Source organism: Chryseobacterium sp. ERMR1:04, assembly GCF_001297705.1.
In the GTDB taxonomy this organism is placed as follows: Bacteria; Bacteroidota; Bacteroidia; order Flavobacteriales; family Weeksellaceae; genus Chryseobacterium.
Map to the genome: position 1 here is coordinate 635,084 of NZ_LIRF01000008.1, position 20,487 is coordinate 655,570.

General features: G+C 32.0%; 18 protein-coding genes and 1 pseudogene. 7 read left to right on the plus strand and 12 right to left on the minus strand.

The features are described from left to right. Positions 1-152: 152 nt before the first annotated feature. From AMQ68_RS20075 to AMQ68_RS20115, 9 genes and pseudogenes are all read right to left on the minus strand, one after another. Positions 153-500: a hypothetical protein gene (locus AMQ68_RS20075; protein WP_054512371.1), complete on the minus strand. Its 348-nt coding sequence runs from the start codon at positions 498-500 to the stop codon at positions 153-155. A 127-nt stretch (positions 501-627) separates the two neighbouring features. Then, a pseudogene (locus tag AMQ68_RS20080) lies at positions 628-1,329 on the minus strand (YifB family Mg chelatase-like AAA ATPase); the annotation flags it as partial. 288 nt (positions 1,330-1,617) lie between these two features. Further along, positions 1,618-2,580, minus strand: a complete 963-nt coding sequence (locus tag AMQ68_RS20085) for a hypothetical protein (RefSeq protein WP_054512372.1) — start codon at positions 2,578-2,580, stop codon at positions 1,618-1,620. Positions 2,581-2,830: 250 nt separating this feature from the next. Beyond that, entirely contained in the window at positions 2,831-3,880 is a 1,050-nt protein-coding gene (locus tag AMQ68_RS20090; protein WP_054512373.1) for a PIN domain-containing protein, read from the minus strand. A gap of 207 nt (positions 3,881-4,087) precedes the next feature. After that, positions 4,088-4,201 carry a 3'-5' exonuclease gene (locus AMQ68_RS25975; protein WP_123905744.1) on the minus strand — a complete coding sequence of 38 codons (114 nt, stop codon included), beginning with the start codon at positions 4,199-4,201 and terminating at the stop codon, positions 4,088-4,090. A gap of 191 nt (positions 4,202-4,392) precedes the next feature. Next, entirely contained in the window at positions 4,393-6,417 is a 2,025-nt protein-coding gene (locus AMQ68_RS20095; protein ID WP_054512374.1) for a hypothetical protein, read from the minus strand. Continuing rightward, positions 6,401-6,892, minus strand: coding sequence for a hypothetical protein (locus AMQ68_RS20100; protein ID WP_054512375.1), 492 nt, complete (start codon positions 6,890-6,892; stop codon positions 6,401-6,403). Before AMQ68_RS20100 ends, AMQ68_RS20095 begins: the two co-directional genes overlap by 17 nt. Before the next feature lie 2 nt (positions 6,893-6,894). Next, complete coding sequence (locus AMQ68_RS20105) at positions 6,895-7,818, minus strand: hypothetical protein (RefSeq protein WP_054512376.1); 924 nt, start codon at positions 7,816-7,818, stop codon at positions 6,895-6,897. A gap of 546 nt (positions 7,819-8,364) precedes the next feature. Further along, a complete protein-coding gene (locus tag AMQ68_RS20115; protein WP_054512378.1) occupies positions 8,365-9,669 on the minus strand; it encodes a PIN domain-containing protein in 1,305 nt (434 codons plus the stop codon). A gap of 408 nt (positions 9,670-10,077) precedes the next feature. Between AMQ68_RS20115 and AMQ68_RS20120 the strand changes: the two genes are divergently transcribed. From AMQ68_RS20120 to AMQ68_RS20150, 7 genes are all read left to right on the plus strand, one after another. Continuing rightward, entirely contained in the window at positions 10,078-10,620 is a 543-nt protein-coding gene (locus AMQ68_RS20120) for an antirestriction protein ArdA (protein ID WP_054512379.1), read from the plus strand. Next, positions 10,580-11,263: a recombinase family protein gene (locus AMQ68_RS20125; protein WP_241775184.1), complete on the plus strand. Its 684-nt coding sequence runs from the start codon at positions 10,580-10,582 to the stop codon at positions 11,261-11,263. Before AMQ68_RS20120 ends, AMQ68_RS20125 begins: the two co-directional genes overlap by 41 nt. Then, positions 11,263-13,128, plus strand: coding sequence for a hypothetical protein (locus tag AMQ68_RS20130; protein WP_054512380.1), 1,866 nt, complete (start codon positions 11,263-11,265; stop codon positions 13,126-13,128). The genes AMQ68_RS20125 and AMQ68_RS20130 overlap by 1 nt, the downstream gene beginning before the upstream one ends. 326 nt (positions 13,129-13,454) lie before the next feature. Beyond that, positions 13,455-13,739, plus strand: a complete 285-nt coding sequence (locus tag AMQ68_RS20135) for a hypothetical protein (RefSeq protein WP_054512381.1) — start codon at positions 13,455-13,457, stop codon at positions 13,737-13,739. A 12-nt stretch (positions 13,740-13,751) separates the two neighbouring features. Next, positions 13,752-14,159, plus strand: coding sequence for a hypothetical protein (locus AMQ68_RS20140; RefSeq protein ID WP_054512382.1), 408 nt, complete (start codon positions 13,752-13,754; stop codon positions 14,157-14,159). Between the two features lie 19 nt (positions 14,160-14,178). Continuing rightward, complete coding sequence (locus AMQ68_RS20145; RefSeq protein ID WP_054512383.1) at positions 14,179-14,613, plus strand: hypothetical protein; 435 nt, start codon at positions 14,179-14,181, stop codon at positions 14,611-14,613. Then, positions 14,597-15,439: a hypothetical protein gene (locus AMQ68_RS20150; RefSeq protein WP_054512384.1), complete on the plus strand. Its 843-nt coding sequence runs from the start codon at positions 14,597-14,599 to the stop codon at positions 15,437-15,439. Before AMQ68_RS20145 ends, AMQ68_RS20150 begins: the two co-directional genes overlap by 17 nt. Positions 15,440-15,956: 517 nt before the next feature. Here the strand turns inward: AMQ68_RS20150 and AMQ68_RS20155 are convergent. The 3 genes from AMQ68_RS20155 to AMQ68_RS20165 are packed head-to-tail and all read right to left on the minus strand — an operon-like array spanning position 15,957 to position 20,315. After that, positions 15,957-16,133, minus strand: coding sequence for a histone H1 (locus AMQ68_RS20155; RefSeq protein ID WP_054512385.1), 177 nt, complete (start codon positions 16,131-16,133; stop codon positions 15,957-15,959). A gap of 8 nt (positions 16,134-16,141) precedes the next feature. Beyond that, a complete protein-coding gene (locus tag AMQ68_RS20160) occupies positions 16,142-16,828 on the minus strand; it encodes a hypothetical protein (RefSeq protein ID WP_054512386.1) in 687 nt (228 codons plus the stop codon). A 4-nt stretch (positions 16,829-16,832) separates the two neighbouring features. After that, positions 16,833-20,315 carry a DUF6443 domain-containing protein gene (locus AMQ68_RS20165; RefSeq protein ID WP_054512387.1) on the minus strand — a complete coding sequence of 1,161 codons (3,483 nt, stop codon included), beginning with the start codon at positions 20,313-20,315 and terminating at the stop codon, positions 16,833-16,835. Positions 20,316-20,487: the final 172 nt, after the last annotated feature.

A 20,487-nucleotide genomic window follows, 5' to 3' on the forward strand; every position in this document is an offset into this window, starting at 1 on the left:
TTCTATATGGCCATATCTCTCTGTTTTTCTATACTGCAAATATCGCCCTGCACAACGACAGAACTTGACGTATTATTTTTACATTTCAAATTTTTTAATAAAAAAAATAGCGTTTAGGAATGTCCTAAACGCTATTTCTAGTATATCAATTATTAAACTTTTAATTCTGCTTTGAGATATTGGGATGCTCCACCATTGGTTATTGTGATAGAACCTTCATTATGGGCAATAGTCACCCCTAGCTCATTGACGCTTTCTTTAAAATATCCAGTTTTTGCAGTGCCATCCGGAAGAGTATTTTTTTGCCATAAAAATCGGGCAAATTGCTTATTTTCATTTTCTAGGATGATGCCTTTTAATGTATTTCTACATTTGAGAGGTGTAATATCTATCACTACACTTTCATGAGCAACGAAACTCTTACTCATTAGATCTATAGAATCATTAGCGTCAGTTGGCAATGAGCCATTTTTCAAAATATTTTTATCGATTGTACTCATTTGATATCTGATTTAAGGTATTACTTTACAATTATTTATTATCCTTCTCTACAAATATCACCCTACACAGCGACAAAACTTGACGTATTATTTTTTTATTGAATATATATGCCAACTGAGTCTTTATTTACACATTCCAGAACTCTCTATCTAAGCTTCTGTATTGTATGGCTTCAGAGATATGATGAGATAAAATATTTTGAGATTCTTCCAAATCGGCAATTGTTCGGGCTACTTTTAAAATTCGGTCAAAGGCTCTGGCGGAAAGATTCAGTTTTTCCATGGCTAATTTTATGAGATTAAAAGATGCTTTATCCAGTTCACAATATTTTTCAATTTCTTTGGGGCCAATTTGAGCATTATAACTAATTTCCAAATCTTTATATCGCTCCCCCTGAATTTCACGAGCAATTAAAACACGCTTTCTTATATCTTCGCTCTTTTCTCCTTTCCGTTTTTCTGTTAGTTGCTCAAATTCAACTTTCTGAACTTCAATATGAATATCAATTCTATCCAAAAGAGGTCCCGAAAGTTTATTCATATACCGCTGCATTTCGTAAACAGATGAGGTATTGTTTGGATCGTCCGGGAAAAATCCGCTTGGGCTAGGGTTCATGGAAGCAACCAACATAAAACTAGCTGGATAATTTACCGTAAACCGCGCTCTTGAGATGGTCACTTCACGATCTTCCAAGGGCTGTCTCATTACTTCCAAAACCGTTCTTTTAAATTCAGGCATTTCATCTAAAAATAAAACACCGTTATGCGCCAAAGAAATTTCTCCGGGCTGAGGATAACTTCCGCCCCCAACGAGTGCAACATCTGTTACTTTCTTAAATGAGGGGGCGTTATTTTATTTCTATATAAAATTGTAAAAGAGGTCTCCCTGCTTGGGAAACCTCTTTATACATTTAAATTTTATTAGATGCTTTGTCTAATATAAGACAGTATTACACTTTGTCCTTGTAAGAAACATTATCTCTTCCAAAATTTCGAATATTTTTAATAATTTCGAATTCGGATTATAGAATTATTCGAAAATTAGAATCAATATTTCAATCTTATTCCTCCTATCTATATCTAAATAATTAATGTTTATAAATAATGAGTTGATAAATTATAAGGTATATTTTTGAACAGTCAATTTACCTGGCTCACCTGATTTCCCATCAATTCCCTTTACTCCGTCAGCACCATCAACGCCTTTTTTCCCTCGTCCCCTTTCAGCACTTAGACGTGAACAGTTTCCAGCATTTGAACCGCCTTCACCACCATCACCACCTCTTCCACCAATACCAATAACACCTGCCTCACCTGCTAAACCTTTTTCAGACGTTATATTAAAAAGATTTTCAGTCGAAGGGTTTTTATTAATATAATTTACAAAAAGGAATCCTCCATTACCTCCATTACCGCTATTCCCGGCATTACCTCCGTTAGTTCCATTAGTTCCATCACTACCTCTTCCTGGACCTCTTCCGCATGAGCCCAAAGCACCGTTCCTTGCATTTGTTCCATCGCTTCCTTTAATTCCATTCTTCCCAGGCATACCACTTCCTGCATTACCTCCATTTTGACCATTCAAATTAAGTATGATTGAACTTTCAATTTTGTCCAATATAAAAAATTTCACTAGACCACCATTATCACCATTATCACCGCTTGTCCCATTTATATTCTGTTCGTTTCCATTTAAACCATTTTTCACAAAATATTGATTGAACGATTGGATACTCGATTTATTGTCAAATTCAATTTTATTTGCGTACACTTCGAGAGAATTTCCATTCGTAATTATTTTAGTGTTTTCTAGCTTTAATTTCTCAATTGCGAATACAAATAGTGTATCTTTTTCTCTAATGTCACCAAGATTAAGTTCTACATTTCTAAGAATTAAGGTACCACTTTGATTTAACCTCTGATTTAATTCATTTAGTGTACTTAAAGTTACTGCATTAGTAATTTTTGAAGGAATATCGGTAAATTTAATTTTACCTGATAAAATCAGTATTTCAGTGTTTTGACAACAAAAGTTTGCAACTGCGAATACTGTGAATAAAAAAGTTGTTAAGATTTTCATAGCTGTTTTTTTAGTTTATGCTAAATTAATCATATTTACACACAATCCGCATTAAATAATAGATAAAATTATTAATTCAATAACAAAAATCCTATTTAATTAAAAACAGAAAGACTTTACAATTGGGTAAAAGTTTTACTAACCTCTAATTATATTAACATCTGTCACTCTCTTAAATGAGGGCTCGATTAAACTAGGAATACCTCTGTTGTAAAAGTATTCTTGTTTAATTCTAGTGTTTATTCCAGCATTAATAAAAATCTTCAATCGAATCAAAATAAATTTCGACACCTTCGTTAATTGATTCTATCTCATACTCTTCAGAATAATCTTCTTTGTTATTCACTTCAATCCCTATAGTCATTGAACACTTAAATGTTTTGATAAGGCTAACACTATCTGTATCAAAGAAATGATATGTCTTATCATCACTGTCGTAATATCTAAACTCTTCATTATCAGTGGTAACATCTATTTTCACGCTCACATTGGATGTTATTTCAGCAAAAACCTCCTTATCAGTAATATCAACAACACTAAACTCTAAGGCATCCACATTTATATCTTCTACCTCAACATCGTGAATATCTTTCCAATTTACAGCATCGTGATAAAGATTATAATCATAGAGTCTATCTTCAAACCAATCTTTGAATTGGTCAATTATGCTTTCTTGATTAAGTATATAAACCCTTTCTGCTACTTCTGCTTTCTCAAGTTTAGAATTTTCAATATTCAAGAAAGAAATATAATCTTTACTTATAGTTGCTTTACTATCTAGTTGTGAAAAATCATTATCTAAAGAAAAAATCGTTACATCTGAGAGCCCTTTCTCAGCAATAAATTCCTCTATTAGTTTTGAAGTAAATGCATCGGGGAATTCTGATTTTTTATTTTTTTGACCAAAAGGTGGATTTCCATTAAAGTAGTCATTGAAAATGGTATCGATGTTCAAGAGTTTATAAGGAATAATTTCTATAACTCCTTCACTAATATATTTATCTAACTTTCTTTTAAAATCATTAAGTACAGATTCTTTATTAATGTCTTGAAATAAATTATCATAACCATTCACATTCTTTAATAACTTAAATCCCATAGCACCTTTTAGCTTAATGTAACTAGCTAGCCCTTCCGTAAAGAAGTCATTAAATTTTTTTAATACTTCATGGTATGTAATCTCTGTAATAAAAATTTTAGCAATTTCTTTATCATGTAAGTTTAGTAAGCCATTTATTTTATGTCCATGAAAAAAATTTTCCTGAACAAAGACACATGTATCAATAATTATATTTTTCATTATTTTTTAACAATTAGTATTGCTTAGTTCACAAGTAATTTTAGTTCACTATCAATAAGCCACTTTTTTTATCTTTAACTCCAACTCCTGTTTTCAACTCTAAGTCTCCTGAACGACAATTTGGGCACTTTAGATTGCTATTCACTTTGTTATTCAGGCTTTCATCAAGCTCAATAATAAATTTCGAAGCAAACTTCTTATTGGCAATTAGAGATTTATCTTTGCCCTAGTTAGTGCAACATAGAAAAGCCTCCTTTCTTCACTATTAGGGTATGTTTCAGAGCTCCCCAACAATAACAAGAGAACAGGGTCATCATACATTTCGGAAGGAAATCCAAGTCTTCAAGAATTACAATTTAATACAAATGTATATTCAGCCTCTAATCCCTTCGACTTATGTGCAGTAAAGAATTCCAATCTAACTTTTAACCTTTCACTATACTTGTATTCTAAAGTGTTATAGTCATTAAAAAATGATTTGGTTAAGTAGTATTGTATAGATAAAATATTATCTATAGTATTGGCTTTATTAAAGTCTCTTCAATCTTACTAAGTTTAAAGGTAATCCCGTCAGTTGAATCAGTAAAGGTTTTATCTGAATTTTCAAAGGATGCAAAAACAAAAACTTGTTGATTTTTGAACTTTGCTAACTCCTGAAGGAAGGTTTTAAAACTTGGTAAAGATATATCCTGTTGCTTTGGTTCATCAAAGATTAAAACTTGAGGATGGTTTCCTCCAAAAGCGACTGATGTTTTCATTAGAGAAATAGTATAAGACCAGATACAACGTATAAAATCACTTGCTGACGAATCAAACTTAATGTTATATAGACCGTCAACAATTGGAAAATAAGTATCTCTTGATAGCTTAATGGCATCAAAACTTTTACTTTTGTAACCAAACTTTCTCAGATAAGAAATAAAATTTTCCTCAAAGTCTTTTATTTTTTGTTCATCTAGGGCGGATAGATTTAAAGTGGGTAACCCAGAAACGTCAGTCAAGAGTTTTCCATAACTATCAATTAAGGGTGAAAATTGGTTTTTGATATCTTCTAGTTTCTCAACTGCTTTACGGAAAAGGTTTACTCTCTGTGTTAAACTAAATTTTTTCTCGATTTGTATGATTGAAGGAATTCTTTCATCCTCTACTAATTCTTTTTTTAAATCTCTAATTTCTTTTCTTAAAATGTGAGCTTCATTTCTTAACTCTTCTGCCTGCTTCTGCTTATCCTGTATTGATTTTTTTTGCCCATCAATGTAAATCTTAATCATACTTACTTGTGACTCTAGATAAGAAATATTATCTTCTAACCTCATTGGTGTATGGTTAATATCACTCGGCAATAAATCTTTTATCTCTTGGGAACATGTAGGACACTTATTTTCTGTAATTTTCAAATCATTTTTCGCCCCTAGTCTATTTAACTTTTGAACTCCCTTGTTCTTACGTAAATCCTCATTAATTGTTGCATGTTGTCTTTCAAACTGTACGAGCTTTGATTCCTCAACACTAATTTCTGGCAGAAGGATATCATAGTTGATATTAAATTTATTTAAGAGATTCTGCTTATCGTTAAGTAGTCTTTCATTTGCAGATATATTATCACCTACAGTCTCAAAGTTATCACTATAGCCAAGTAATTCGTTTTGTAGCTCGGAAAAGTAATCTTCAATTCGCAAGTCTCCTGCTTCTCTTTCTAAGATAAGTTTTATGTCGTTAATATTATTTATTAACTCAGGAGTCTGTTTAACTCCTACAATCTTTGTATTGGTTCTTTCTGCCAAAGATTCCAAGTCGTTAAAAGTCTTTTGCCAATCATTTTGAAGCTTATTTCTTCTAGTGTTAATTAACTCCTTTTTTTCATTATTTTCAAAAACATCAAGGTTAAGCAAAAATTCTACAATTCTTTGATTTAAATCTCTAATAGAGTATATAGGAGCTGTAATAAAGAAGTCACTCCAGCCTTTCTTTTGCTCAATGATAAATGCAGATGCTATCTGCTGAAGGTAAAGGGAAGTAAAATTACCATTATAGGTGACAACTTTTGGAAGTTCTAAATTTATAAACTCACACAGGAAAGCATGAAAGCCAAAGTCATTGTCTGAAGCACCACCTTTATCATGAACCCACATCTGTTTTTGCTGAGTTATGTTTTCTGGCTCTGAAATATAATCACCATAATACACATCTATCAATTGTGACTTTCTATCGGGAACTCTAACCCCACGTCTTACTGTAATTACTTCACCAGATTGATTTTCAACTACAAGATATACAAAAGACTGTAAAATCTTGTATTGATTTTTTTCTCTGGGATACTCAACGGTATCTTTAAGTACAGACTGTAGTGTCTTTTCAAACTTTCCTCCTAAAAGCTCTTCAAAACCGAGTGCATAAATGATTGACTGGAACAATGATGATTTACCTGCTGTATTGTTTCCTCGAATAATATTCAAACCTGATTCAAAAGTAAAGTCAGCTCCAAACAGACCTTTATCAGTATTTATTTCAACCTTTACACTATTTATTTTCAACATATTGTAATTTCCATTGTTTAGTCATTTCGTCAATTCTACTATCCGTAATTTTATTCTTACCAACAAATTTTAAAAACTCTACTTCTTTAGTAAAACTTTCACTTTCAATTATTGAATTGTAAAATGATTCTCCTTTTTCTGTTAATTTATATTTTTTTGTACTTGTCATTTCACAGAGTCCATCAGCAACAGCAAACTGTAGCGCCCTGTTAAGTGCTGGCTCAATGTTCCAAACTTCAATCTCCTTTTTGTAATTACTTATTATATAATTTCGCATCACATTCATGTTGCTATCAGATTTCAGTATCCAAGAGAACAAATGTAGCTTTAGTAATGTTGAAGCGTTGTCTCTACAGCACAATTTTAGAACAAGTATAATTATCGAAATTTTGTACAATGGACGATAATCTACTGGAATTGGTATTGGTCTTTGAGTAAACTTTAAGTGCTGTATGTTAATATCTTTGTCATTCATAACTATTCGAATTCAATTGGGCATCTCAAAATCCAATCTGCAAGTACTTGATTTGTTAATCTTTCAATAGTTGTTTCATCTAAATATGGAAAACTTGAAGCTATTTTTGCTTTCAAATCAACAGAGATTTTTTCATAGAGTGTGTTACTATCTGAACTATTTGTTATACACATTTCTTCCACTTTTTCTTCATATTGGCTAATAATACGAACAAACTTCTCATAGTCATCGGGAAAGGAAGACTGTATTTTACTTAACATAAGGTTACCGTTCAAAAAATATGAAATTGTAAGAGAGGTTAGTTTATTTATCTTTTCTTCTCTTCTAGGTACATTAGCAGAAACCCTATGAGTATTTTTTCTATTAGCAGTTTGTACCAAGGAAATACTACTATTCTTCCATCTTTCCTGATTTTCTGTGGACTCAGGGATATGATTTACTTCAACTTTTCTACCATTAAAACCAACCACGTAAGGGATTTGCTCTGCAAAGAAACCCAAATCTTGAACAAAGACATCAAAATCTGAATCAAGTATATCTAAAGACATTGCTCTATATTCTTCTGCCTTATCTCTACAATGTTTAACGAGTTCTTTATTTTTGTAACCAGGTGTAACTAAAATCCATTTTTTGATTTTAGTATCCTTCAAATACTTTTTTAAATCCTCCTTCTTGGCATCAAGCTTTTTAAGGTCTTTAGTAATTTTGTCTCTTTGCTTTTCATAAAGTATTGATGGTTCGTACTCTTCATCGGGGCAATAGCACTGAAAAACGACACCGTCACGTGTAAAACCCTCAATACCTAAATCCCCTTGCCAAGCAGTAAGCTCTTGATATCCAACATTTTCATACTTCAACTTAAAACAAGTTTGACAAAATGCTTCCCATGAGTTTCCATCAAAACTACCATATTCGGTTTTGTACATATCGAAATAATAATTTTTTATAAAAATAATTAAATAATTCAATGTAATGATAGAAAAAATAATTAATACTCTACAATCATTATCACTTATTGAAAAGCAAGGATTTTATTTACAAGATATGATGACGCACATCCCTTTTTTTATTAAAATCTTTACAATGCAACAAGTTAAGAAATAAAAATATTTTTAAAATACGGGAAACCGTAATCAAGTCATTTTATGTCTAGGCAATCCAATTTCTTGTTCTTGGGGATATGGTTTTCTAAACGTCATACCAATATCCTCCCTCATATTTGTTTGGGTTCTTTGAGCCATTTCTTTATCAGGGGAGTATCTTGGGTCTGGAATAAATGGCATTTTCGCCATTTTTTTAATAGTTATGAGATTGAATGGAAAGACATTCTAGAAATTTGGGAATTTGCTGGAAGTGTTAACAAAAAGGAACTTGAAACTCCCAGCAACAATTTTGAAGAAATAAAGATAATGTTCAAAGCTTTACAAAATGAAATTAAATCATTGCATTGTCCTTAATCCAAAATTCATTAACTAGGTCGATTGAAAGATTTTTTCAAACCTATCTCTCTTAATGAATCCAGGAATAATTTCTACATTAAAATCTGTATCTGACATAAGAAGTATTGATTTAATTGCATCAAGGCTATTAATCACCTCCTCCATCATCATAAATTCGTCATATGTGATAATGAAACATATTTTTTCATATTCATTAGTAGAAGTACGAATCTGATTTAATATTTGTGAAACTCTAGATTTCAAATTACCAATACTAGTAAAATCAATTATTTCAAAACCTATCCTGCCTCTTCCATTTTCAACTTTTATTGATATTCTGGGAAAACCAATATTATTAATGCTGATTAGATTCTGATATTTATAGTTATCCCTTATCCACTGTACAATTTTAGATTGAATATCAGATTTATTAAAGGTTAATGAATCTGAATGTAAAGTTTCTTGTTCCTCATGCTCTAATTCCTTAACGACTTTCTCATCTACTCCATATAATTCTAAAAGTTCAGAAAGTTTAATGATACTAAATGTTTTACCAGGAGCTTTACCTCTGAACTCAGCAGTTAATTCAAATTTAGGATATAAACTCTGTTTCTCACTTTGATAAAACCAATCTTTCTTTTCATCACCAGATATAAAAATTATATCTTTTGTATGTTTCTCAGCTAGCTCTAGAATAGTAAACCATATTAATAAATCACCAATCCCTCCATCTTCTTTGTTTCTATCCTCATATCCAGGAGGAATTTTATTTTCATATCTATACTCTAGCTCTTTTTTTATTTTTACCTCATCCAATTCAATATCATAGATTACTTCATCCGTAAACAAGACTTTGTAAAGCTGGCTTACTGGGTCATTCCAAGACCATTCCTTAACATGTTCAACAACTTTTCCTAGTTTATCGGAATATTCTGTCAATAGAGAATTAATTTCTTTTTCTTTTGAAAACAATTCATCGTATTCTTTTATTCCATTTAATAATGGGTATTTACCTATCTTTAATGTTGGAATACTAGTTCTACTTTTTGTTAATTTTTGAAAGACTTCTTTAATTTTTTCAGGTCTGATTCTGGCAAACTCTCGTGCGACTTGTCCTGGGATGAAAAACCTTTTCTCTCGAATAATTTTTGTATAAACCTTTTTTAGTTCATCGAGACTTTCTGAACTTGTTGTATAAGGTAGTATCAAAGAGTTTGTATCAAATACAAAAAGACAATCATTTTTTATTTCAGAGATAGGTCTTCCTGATACAGCAAAAATATCTTTTGCATTTGGAAAAATCTTATTTATGATAAACATATCTTTATCACCACTCATTTTAAGAAAATTTTATAGGTTATTCACGCTAAATATAATGAAATATATTGAGTTTATCTATCCCCTGTAGTGATATAGAAAACACCTCCCCCCTCTCTTTCTGCTTTTTGATATACCCCCACTTTTAAATTCAGATTTTTGTTGTGAGTTTTATAAAAAGTCATATTTATAAACTATTTGAAATTTTTATTTTTTGTCTCGTAACATTTTTAGACTAAAGTCTAAACGTGACACAGAAAAGGTTTGTTCAAAAGATGTTATAAAAGTTTTAAAATATACCAAAAAGACCTATCCTAAATTTGGTGCATTTAAAAAAAATGTGTATATTTGAATTAATAAAAAAGCCTTGGTGTGGTGGTACACAACAAGGCAAATCAATAAATTTTAACGTTACTAAAATTATCGACTATGGCAAAGTTACAACATTGTCTTCAAAGTGCCTGCATTTATGTGGGAACGTATCGCAAGTACAACAATTCAAGTTTGTACGGAAAATGGCTAAATCTTTCGGATTATTCAGATTATGACGAATTAATTACTGCAATGTATGAATTGCACTCTGATGAAGAAGACCCCGAATTTATGTTTCAGGATTATGAAACCCCAGAATTCTTTATCAATCAAGGCTTAATAAGTGAAAGCTATATTTCAAAGGACATTTACGAGGTAGCCGAACAAATCGACAGTTCAGACTATGATTTCGAGGTTATAGAAGCTTATGCGGAGTGCATGAGCTACTACCATAAGGAGGTGGAAGACCTTTTGGAGAGTCTTTCAGATTCTTATTATGGTAAATTTGATTCAGATGAAAATTTCGTTCAGGAAATGTTAGAACAAGATGGTAGCATTCCCGAAAATTTACCCTCATACATTTACATTGACTGGACTTCTACAGCAAGACATCTAATGTATGATTATTCAACCTCAAACGGGTACTATTTTAGGAATTAACAACAACCTTGCACCCTGTTATCAGGGTGCTTTAAACCTTAATCAAATGAAAGCAAGATATGTAAGGATTTCCACAGGAAATCAAAACTCACAAAGACAGTTACAAAAGAACCACCCCGATGAAAAACTCTACATTGACACCATTAGTGGGGCTACGCCATTCAGCCAAAGACCAGAGGGAAAAAAAATGCTCGAAGACATAGAAGATGGCTTAATAGACTATATAAGTGTGCATTCCATAGACCGATTGGGAAGAAATCTATTTGATATTTTAACCACTTTAGAGCTTCTAAATGAAAAGAAAATTGTTTTAGAAGTTGATAATCTTGGATTAAAAAGTTTAGTCAATAATAAGCCTAATTCTGCTTTTAAATTGATTATATCGGTTATGGGAAACATCGCTGAAATGGAACGGAATACGCTATTAGAAAGACAGAGAGAGGGAATTGCATTAGCAAAAGCAAAGGGAGTTTACAAAGGTCGCGAATTAGGCTCGAAAGAAACAGACGAAGAGGTTTTGGATAAATATAAAGATGTTGTCAAATACCTAAGGAAAGGACAATCTTTAAGAAATACAGCTAAACTGTGTAATGTTAGTCTGGGGACTGTACAAAAAGTAAAAAAGATTTTAAATAAAAATTAATGATTGAAAACACATCACCTAAGGCATTATCTAATTATGAGTTAATGCTTTTAATTCCCGCAAGTATTAATATTGAGGAGTTGGCTAATTCGGTAGTTTCTGAAAATACTGAGATAGAATTTAATAAATTATTATCTCTTATAAACTTAATTGCAACCAAAACAGTCACCTATAATACTGATAAAAATAGGTATTACACATCTAAAAAAAGAAATATACACAGTAATGATTTAAAAAAATGTTGTGGAAATAATTATAGAATATATTACGATTTCCTATTCAAACTAAACATTCTCTCAAAAAGAAGCCCATTTAATAATGAAATAAGAGGTGAACATTTTGGGTACGGCTTTACCAAGTCTCATTCTTATCAAAGGTTAAAACTAATAGAGGTAAGCAACTTAAAACCAGTCAATTTTGAGAAAAAATTCGATAATGCTTATGTGAAAAATTTTGAGAAAATTTTATACAAGCTTTTTGATAGGACTAAATTCTCAATCGATTTTAATCTGGCAGAGGAATTGTTGTTTTGTAAGTATTTGGAAAAAGTGAAATTTCCTCTTGATTCAGATATAAAAATTGATTGGAGAAAATATTCTGCATATCATGGAGCATTAAAACAATTGGTAAAGTTTTTTAATGGTCAACATAAATTTAATAGAGAACATAAACAATTTGAAAAGAAACCATCTGGTAGATTCTATTCTCCATTGACTATATTAAATAAAACCACACGAAGTTTACTATTTTATGAAGGTAAAAAGTTACAGCAGTTAGATGTAAAAAATATGTTTCCTTATTTATTATCACAGTATTTACAGAAAACGGCTGTTTTAGACTCACATAGGATTGAAAGGCTGAAAAATTGCCCAGCATTTGAGGCTAAATATAAATTAAATACTATTTCATACACAACTAAAGGTTATCTTCCGAACCAATGGTTAGAACAGTTCCTCGTAGAAAGATATGGAACTTTGTTGGTAGCTAAACCAATGTTACAGGTTACAAACGGGAGATTAGTCCAGCAAGTTTCTAACAAATACTTTTTTTTAGATAAACCTAAAAGTTTGTTTCAGGATAGTTGTAACCACTTTCAGAATTCTAATAAAAAATTTTATTCCCCTTTTCTTAACAATTCACAAAAGGGGAACTGGAATCACAATGGCTGGAAATCAAAAAGTGAAAGGGAAACCCCAAGTAGCATTTATCCCAATAGTTACAATCAAACTAAGGGATTACATACTAATTCCCATTTGGTTACACATTATACTGAAACATTTAATGGTTTAAACTCAGTAAATCAGTTAAGCCCTGAGATAAAGCCTCCCTCTTACTATATCTCGACCAGAATCCTCAAAACCCTTATGAATAAAGAGATTCACAAATTTAACACACTCACCACTAAGGGAGTTATATATGATTATTTTATTGACCTTTTCAAGGGGAAATCCACTTTAATAGAATGGGCAACAGACTATCAAAGACTATTTAATGAGGTTTACAATTATTTACCTGAGCAAGACAGAGCATTAACAAAAAGCCTTTTTATTTCAATGCTTTATGCTCAAAACAACCGTTACATAGAAGAGCAGGAAGTTTTTAAATCAGAATTCCCAATCCTATATGATTTAATAAGAGAAAAGAAAAAAGGGAATCACAAAATCATTTCTCATGAGCTATTCGATTTAGAGGCTGAACTCATTGTTGATAAGGTTGCAAGAGGCTTAATAAAGAAAAAGATTCCAACCTTTACCATACATGACTGCATTGCTGTACAAGAGGAAAATATTGAAGTCTCAAAGTTAAAGATGAAAGATGCATTTATTTCAAGGTTCGGGAGTTGCCCACAAATTAAGTTGGAATAATGCATGTTACTGAACAATAAAGGTGTTTATCATTCTGAAACAGTACAAAAGGCTATTTTACAAGAAATAGATTTTAAACATTCAGGTTGAATTAATATCTTTGTCCAACTTCAACGAAAAAAAGAGAAAACTTTTGCAAGTGTAATACGAATCGGCAAAATTCAAATTTGACACAAAATGCAAACAGTTTAGCTCCTTGCCATATAATGGTGAGGGCTTTCCTGTTATGTGTCAGAGCTTTGCCGAGCTTGTATTGCTAACATGGACAAGTGCCTCACTTTTTTGTTGTTTATACTTTAGATTATGAACAATAAAATTCAATTTATATGAAACATTTATTTCTTGCAGTTACAACTGCATTCGTTATCACTTCATGTGGAGCTATTTCCAGAGGAACAACAGGAACAACTGAAAGTAAACTAATTAAAATCGTATCGGTTGAACAGGGCTGTCCTGTTGAAAACATTAAGATTATTGACAAAGTTAAAGGTATGGGAAGTGGGTCTTATGCCTTAGAAGTTTGTGGTAAACGAATGGTGTACAAACAGGCTGGGACAACCTTTATGGAGTCTTCAAAAATGCAAAATATTATGCAAAGTGTAGGAAACTAAAATCCAAACAAGATGAAAAAGATTTTATTTACACTTTTTATTGGGATGTCTTTCATTGGGTGTTCCAATAATGATGATGACAATACTGTTCAGCAAACCAACCCTGTAAATACCCAATACTTCCACGTGCCTAATTGGATAATAGGAAGTTATAAGATTTCTGGTACTTCCACAAGTTATTTTATTTTTGAGGATGATGATTTTATACTGGTAACTCCTTACACCAGCTACAAAACTGTATTAGAACAGGCAAAATCAGCAGGGCAAACAGCAAAGGTTGATGAGACAATAACAGATACTGATTATAACTTTGTTATTACAGCAGGTGCTTCCAGTGGCTCTTATAAATTTAAAAAGATTAGTGCTACTAAAATACAGTGGATAAACGGAATTAACAACATTACTTTAGACAAAGAATAATAATTTAAAATCACTGAATATGAAAAAGTTATTATTACTTTCATTTATCACGTTTTCCTCCTTTTTATTCTCTCAAAATGATTATAATTCTGCTTACAAAGAGGGTTTTGGAGATGCCTTGTGTTATAAAAAAGGAAGTTATTGCCAACGAAGAGCACCTTACGATAGTAATATACCTCTTCCAAATTATAATGAGAAAGCTGATTATTCAACAGGTTATATAAAAGGAATTATTGATGGTTTTAAGTATAGAAATTCAGAAGATAGAACTAACTATGATTTTTCTGATTACATGGACCAAATACTTCAAAGAAAAATCGAAAGTAGAAGACGTACCGTTGAAAATTATGAAAAATACTTAGATGATGATTTGAGGTCAAGGCATCCAAGACCCAAAGACTCGAGACAAGCAGAAATATATGACAAAATAATGAGTAATGACTTGGATTATTAATTTAAAAGTCAAGGTAATCGGTAATGTTTACGATAAACTTCACAATTGGTTATTTCCAATAGATGAGTACGCAAGGGATATTGTTACTATTCCACGTTATAACTATATTAACTCTGTACCTTTTCAAAAGGTTGTATTAGATTTTTTAGCTTGGAAAGGAATTGATAAAAAGGGAAATATAACCAGTAACAGAGTTTATCCAACTCATATTGAAATTCTGGAAAACCAAACAGCACTTGCAAAATGTGGATTTTCAACGGGTAAATATATTGAGAAACTTGTAGTTTCTGAGTTTCTAGAAATGAAGGAAAGAATACCCGATTTGAATCCAGTATTGTTTGCTCATTTTCTTGATGATAGCTACCATAATTCAAAACTTACTAAATTCACCAATTTAGAGGCTCAAAAATCAAACCAAACAACGAAGGAGTATTACGATAGATTAAAGGCTTTTTTAATAGAAATTCAAAGCTTTTTCGAGGTCGAGGATTTAAGAACCAGAATTGAATGCAATCATACTGAAAACCAAAACTTAGGAAACAGCTTTAAATATGAGGAATTTATAACAGCTTTTGCAAAGATTGATTTGAACTGTGATGAGTTAGGCAGATTTAGCATGACTTACTTTATAAATCCACATCTAAAGGAACTTATAGGGGAATCTTTGGGGGATACTCTAGAAAAAAGATTTGAAGAGCTAACCAATTGTAAAATGGAAGGTTTTATAAAAATGGTTCCTTTAAATCGTAGATATGATAAATGGTTTAAAGAAATTCAGACTATTCCAAATTATAAAGTAACTGTTACAGAACAAAATTCTTTATAAATCCAGAAACAAGGATAAACCTATATTGTATTAACTGCAATAAAAAACTTCTCTCAAAATGGGAGAAGTTTTCCTATGTTTACCCTCGTAAGACATTATCTTTGATGTTTCGCATATCAAATAACTGAATTTCAGCACTTTATTAAAAACAAATGGTATATTGGAAGTTTATATATTTTTTAGTGATATTTGAGGGGAAATTTTACACTTTTTTAGCTTGATGTTTACTATGATTATGTAAAGCTTTTAAATCAATAGAGAAACAGACATAGAGCTTGTACAGTGTTTCTGAAAAAATTAATTTTCTCATTTTTATAGGAAATTTTGATATTAGCATATTCGTAACGACTTAACAGACTTGTTTCTTATTTAAGTTGCTGATATTCATTATACTTCTCATTACAAAAGGCAGATTGATATTTTGTGTTATTTTTGGCTGAAAAACTATCTATTTCTACCTCTTTTTTTCTGTTGACAGCAACAAAAAACCTTTACCAAATTTGATAAAGGTTTTGTTTTACTTTTTGGCTTCTTCAACAGAGACTTTTCTAAACTCTTTGAACAGTTTACTAAGTTCCAATGCTGATTTTCTGGCTCTCATTCCAGCCGTCTTGTTTCCTTTTTCTGATTGTAGATTAGCATCCGTTGCAAATGTTTCAAATTCTGTTTTGATTTTTTCAATTAGTTCTTTCATAGTTCATTTTACTTTTTTGTATTACCTTGTATAGTATCTAATACATAAATATCATTTGCTCCAATACCACCATTTTCTAATTGAAACATCTCCCAGAAACCTCCTTGAATAATAAAATCATTATCATCAATATTTTTAGGTAGAGAAATTTCGCATTCAAAAATGTTTTTATTTTTAACAGCTTTAGATTCTAAATGTCTATATTCTTTTCCTTGAAAAGAATATCTATAATTAAGTTTTCCTTCAGAGCGTATTTTTTTTAGTTGATTAGGTATATAAAATCTATAACTTACAGAATTTACCTTTTTCTTTAAAGAATAAAATTTACTGCTTAAAGTATCAATTTTTTTATTTTCAAATAAAATATACTGATTGACAAATTCTTTCTTATCAATTAATTTATATTCTAATTTTGCTACTAATTCTTTCGTATTATTGTCAGTGGCTTCCCACCATCCTATTCTTTTATTATTTTTATTTATTTGACCTTTTATTTCATAAATACTAAATTGACCTTTTATTTTAAATAAGGAATCGTTTATTTTCAATTTTTCAATTTTTTTTAAATTTTTCAAATTAGTAGCAATTGAAAAATATTCTGTGGAATTTAAATCTTTATAATTTTTTGTTTCTTCATTCTTTTTGCAAGAAACAAAAAACAAAAAAAGATATAATAAAATAAGTTTGTTCGTCATATTTTTACCATTTTGCACGTGCTGTTGAATCTGCTGTTTTATAAACTCTTGACCAAGCTTGCTCAAAGGACTCTCCTTTTCTTACTGGTGTTTGGTATAGAGTATCTTGAATCCCTTTTTTATCAAACGTATAACCTCTGAAATAAGCTGTGTCAGTTGGTTTATTTCCTCCAGACATAGTGTTTTTCACATCTGCTAATCTATCTGCTACCCACGACCCAGCATAAAACCTACCAGCCCATGTTACTACACCCTTAGAGCCATCGGCTGGGAAAGTACTTGGAGCAACAAAACTTCCCCAGTCTAAAGTAAAAGTTTTATCACCTGGTCTTAGCTTATTATGAGTACTTGCATCAAAATCAGTCCTTGCCAATCCTCCAGTATTTGTGATTTGAGGAAACTCTTCATTAGTAGTTCCAATAATACTCCCTAAAGCAGAAGTTGTTGCTGAAAGAGCATCTCTAAACCAGTTCGACATTCCAAGCATTCCTGTAGAGCCATTAGAGTTTGTAGGCAAATAAGTAGCCTGTCCGTTTGCCCCTAAATAAGTTTGTCCAGTATCCCCACTTTCTTGTCCCTGTATCGGTGAATTACTAATTATACTACCATCATCTTTATAGTCTGTAAATCCTTGTTGTTGATAATTACCTGCTGTTAAATTTGCATCCCATTTCCAAACATTATCTTTCAATCCCCAACCTAAGCCTTCGGTTCCCATTGGGTCAATAAAACGTATAGGATTGTTGTATCCATATGCATACGGTTGTAATGTCTTTTCAGAAAGTGGGTCATGTTGTCCGAAAATAACTGCATCAGGCATATAAAATCTTGCATTTAAATCAAACCATCCTGTTTCTTCCTGTAATTCCTGACCTAAAAACTTGTATTGATAGTTAGGAGAGGTATTACTTGTAGTAGCATGTGCTCCAAATTCAAGTCCGAAAGGATAGTAATTTGTTGCCCTGTCTACAACTACATTTCCCGAAGCATCTTTATAGTAAGACATTCGAATATTTCCCAAATGGTCTGTAAAGTTGTAAATATAACCATTATTTACAAAATTGTAATACCCCTCAGAGGTAGGTACAAACTGTAGTACATTGTCCGTGTATTGGAACCCATCCAGATAATCCGTAGTTTTTTTCACATCCATCTGTGTACGACCTGAAAAGTAATTGTGTACTTTTTTAAGCTTCGTACCATCGGCACGATACAGGTAAGTTGTATTCTTGTATTTTGCTTCCAATCCAAATCCAAACGGGTCATCACGCATCACGTACTCATTGAACTTAATATAATTCGGGAGATTCATTGAATTGTAGCCAATCTGTAGTATTCCTTTGTCTACAAAATCTTTCATATTCCCATTATCATCATAAGATATGGGGGTTCCCGAAGTCTCAGGATATCCAAAATAGTTTCCTGAAACATCAGTAATGGTATTGGGTTTGTTTCCAGTATAAGTGTAATTAAGGTCGTCTATCAATTCAGCTCCTATATTGGCTGCTTCTCTGTTTCTTTTCAGATTCTGAATATTTCCATTCAAATCATAGGTAACCGTCTCATTGAAATAGTTATTTACAGGAATAGAAGCATTAGGCTCTGAGTAAACCCCATTTTTAAGTCTGTTTAGACCGTCATACTGGTAAGAGTATCTTTTAAGGATTCCGTCTTGTGAAGCCATCCAGTCCACCTCTGCAATGTTGCCATTGTATTTGCCTGTAGAAAGTGAGGTGCTCGTAGGATTATTATATTTTATCTCATAACCAAACATCTTATTGCCTAAACTTTGTGGGTGGTTGATTTTAGTCAGCCAACCTCTGATATTGTAAGAATAATCTATACTCTGAATAGGTGCAGAAAGGCTTGTTCCTCCTACTTTTTTGTTTGTGACCTGTGAGAGTTCATTATAGCTGTTTTGAGTCAGTATTTCAACAGGGTTATTGTCTATTTGATGCTTGTGTACCAATAGTCTGTTTTGGTGGTCATATTCAAAGGTTTCAGTAATGGTTTTCTCATTATCAAATGCTGACTTTTTATGATAGGTTTTAGTTTGTTGGGTCACTCCTGTAAAATCCAATTCCGATTCTGTTTTGGTATAGCCTCCCAAATGGTTGATAGAATAACTTCCTATTGCTCTTCCTCTGTTATCGTAATAAGTAAAGTTTTTTGTCCAACTGTCATTTTCTAAGTTCTTGACCAAACTCATGACAGGGAGTCCTTTTGTGCTGTGGTTGATTGTTGCAGGGTTGGTCGGGTCGTCTGTTAAAATATCTTTCCCGAAAATAGTGGTCGGAAATGGAGGGTTAAAGTTGTATGCAGGATACCTGTCGTAATAGTTTAGAGATAATAATGTTACCCATTTCGTAGAGTTTGGGTACGTTGAATCTTGGTTATTGTAATACACATCGACTCCTTGTCTGTTGAAAGGTGCTGTGTCTACTCTGTTAACATTATTAGAACCTAAAGTGTCAATCAAGTCCTGTTCTGTACTTCTCGTGCCCCCTGTACCAATTCCAGTAATGGCAACTCTTCCAAACTGGTCAAATTTTGTGTACAGCCATTGACCTTTGACTTTTAAATTGGCATCCTGTGCAGCTACAAGTCTATCTTGCTTATCATAAGCTAAATATTCCCAGTCTTTAGTCGGTAACTTTTTTTCTACAAGTCTACCTCTGCCATCATATCTGAATTGATAGCATAGATTATTTAATGTAGTGTCATTAATGGGAGCTGTTGAAGCCAAAGGAGGAAGTACAAAAGCTCTTTGGTTGTATTCATTATATACAAAATATGTATCAGCATTTTCTGTGGCACTGAGTACCTTTCTTACCATGAGTAGCTGACCCATTCCATTTTTAAATTCAATGGTCTTGCCTCCATCTTCATCAGTAACCGTATTTTTATATAATTGTGCAGCTTTAAAATATCCGTTTTCTGAGTTGGAATCGGTAGCAAGACTTAAAATACTAGAAGTTGCACCGTTAACCCATGTAGTTGTGGTAACATATTTTTTAACCTCACCTCCCGAATTGGCATCATAATCCATTTTCACGGGTTTGTTTGCCCAATCGTTCCCTACTTGTGTTAGTTCCTGCAATCTATCCAACGGTGAGTTCTCCAATTTCTTTTCAGAGTAAATCTTTTCTGACCCATAGATTACTGAAGCATTACCTAATGGGTTTGGGAAAATATCTCCGTTTTGAGTTACTGATTGTGGAACGGGTAGGAAATCTTTCGTCTGTCTTCCAAAGCCGTCATACTCAATGTGAGTAACAACATCTTTTCCAGCAGGAGAAGCTTTTACACCAATAACCTGCTTAGGTCTTCCAAGTCCGTCAAAATACTGTACAGTTACGGCTTTTTTGATACAATCTGCATCAAGGCAGTTGGTCGTCTCAATATAATTTTCGTTGTTACTTGGGGAGTTTTGGGCATAAGTAAGACCAGCACATAACATGCTGATGGGAATAATAATTTTTTTCATCGTTCACTAGTTTCAATTAATAATTCTGTTTCAAATTGGTATAATTAAAGTTCTTGCAAAAATAACCCTTTTTATTTCATTTCAAAGAGATTTATAAGAACTGAAACAAAGATATACCTGAGCAACGACAAAACTTGTCGTGTTACTAATTAATTGTAAGTTAATCTAAAAG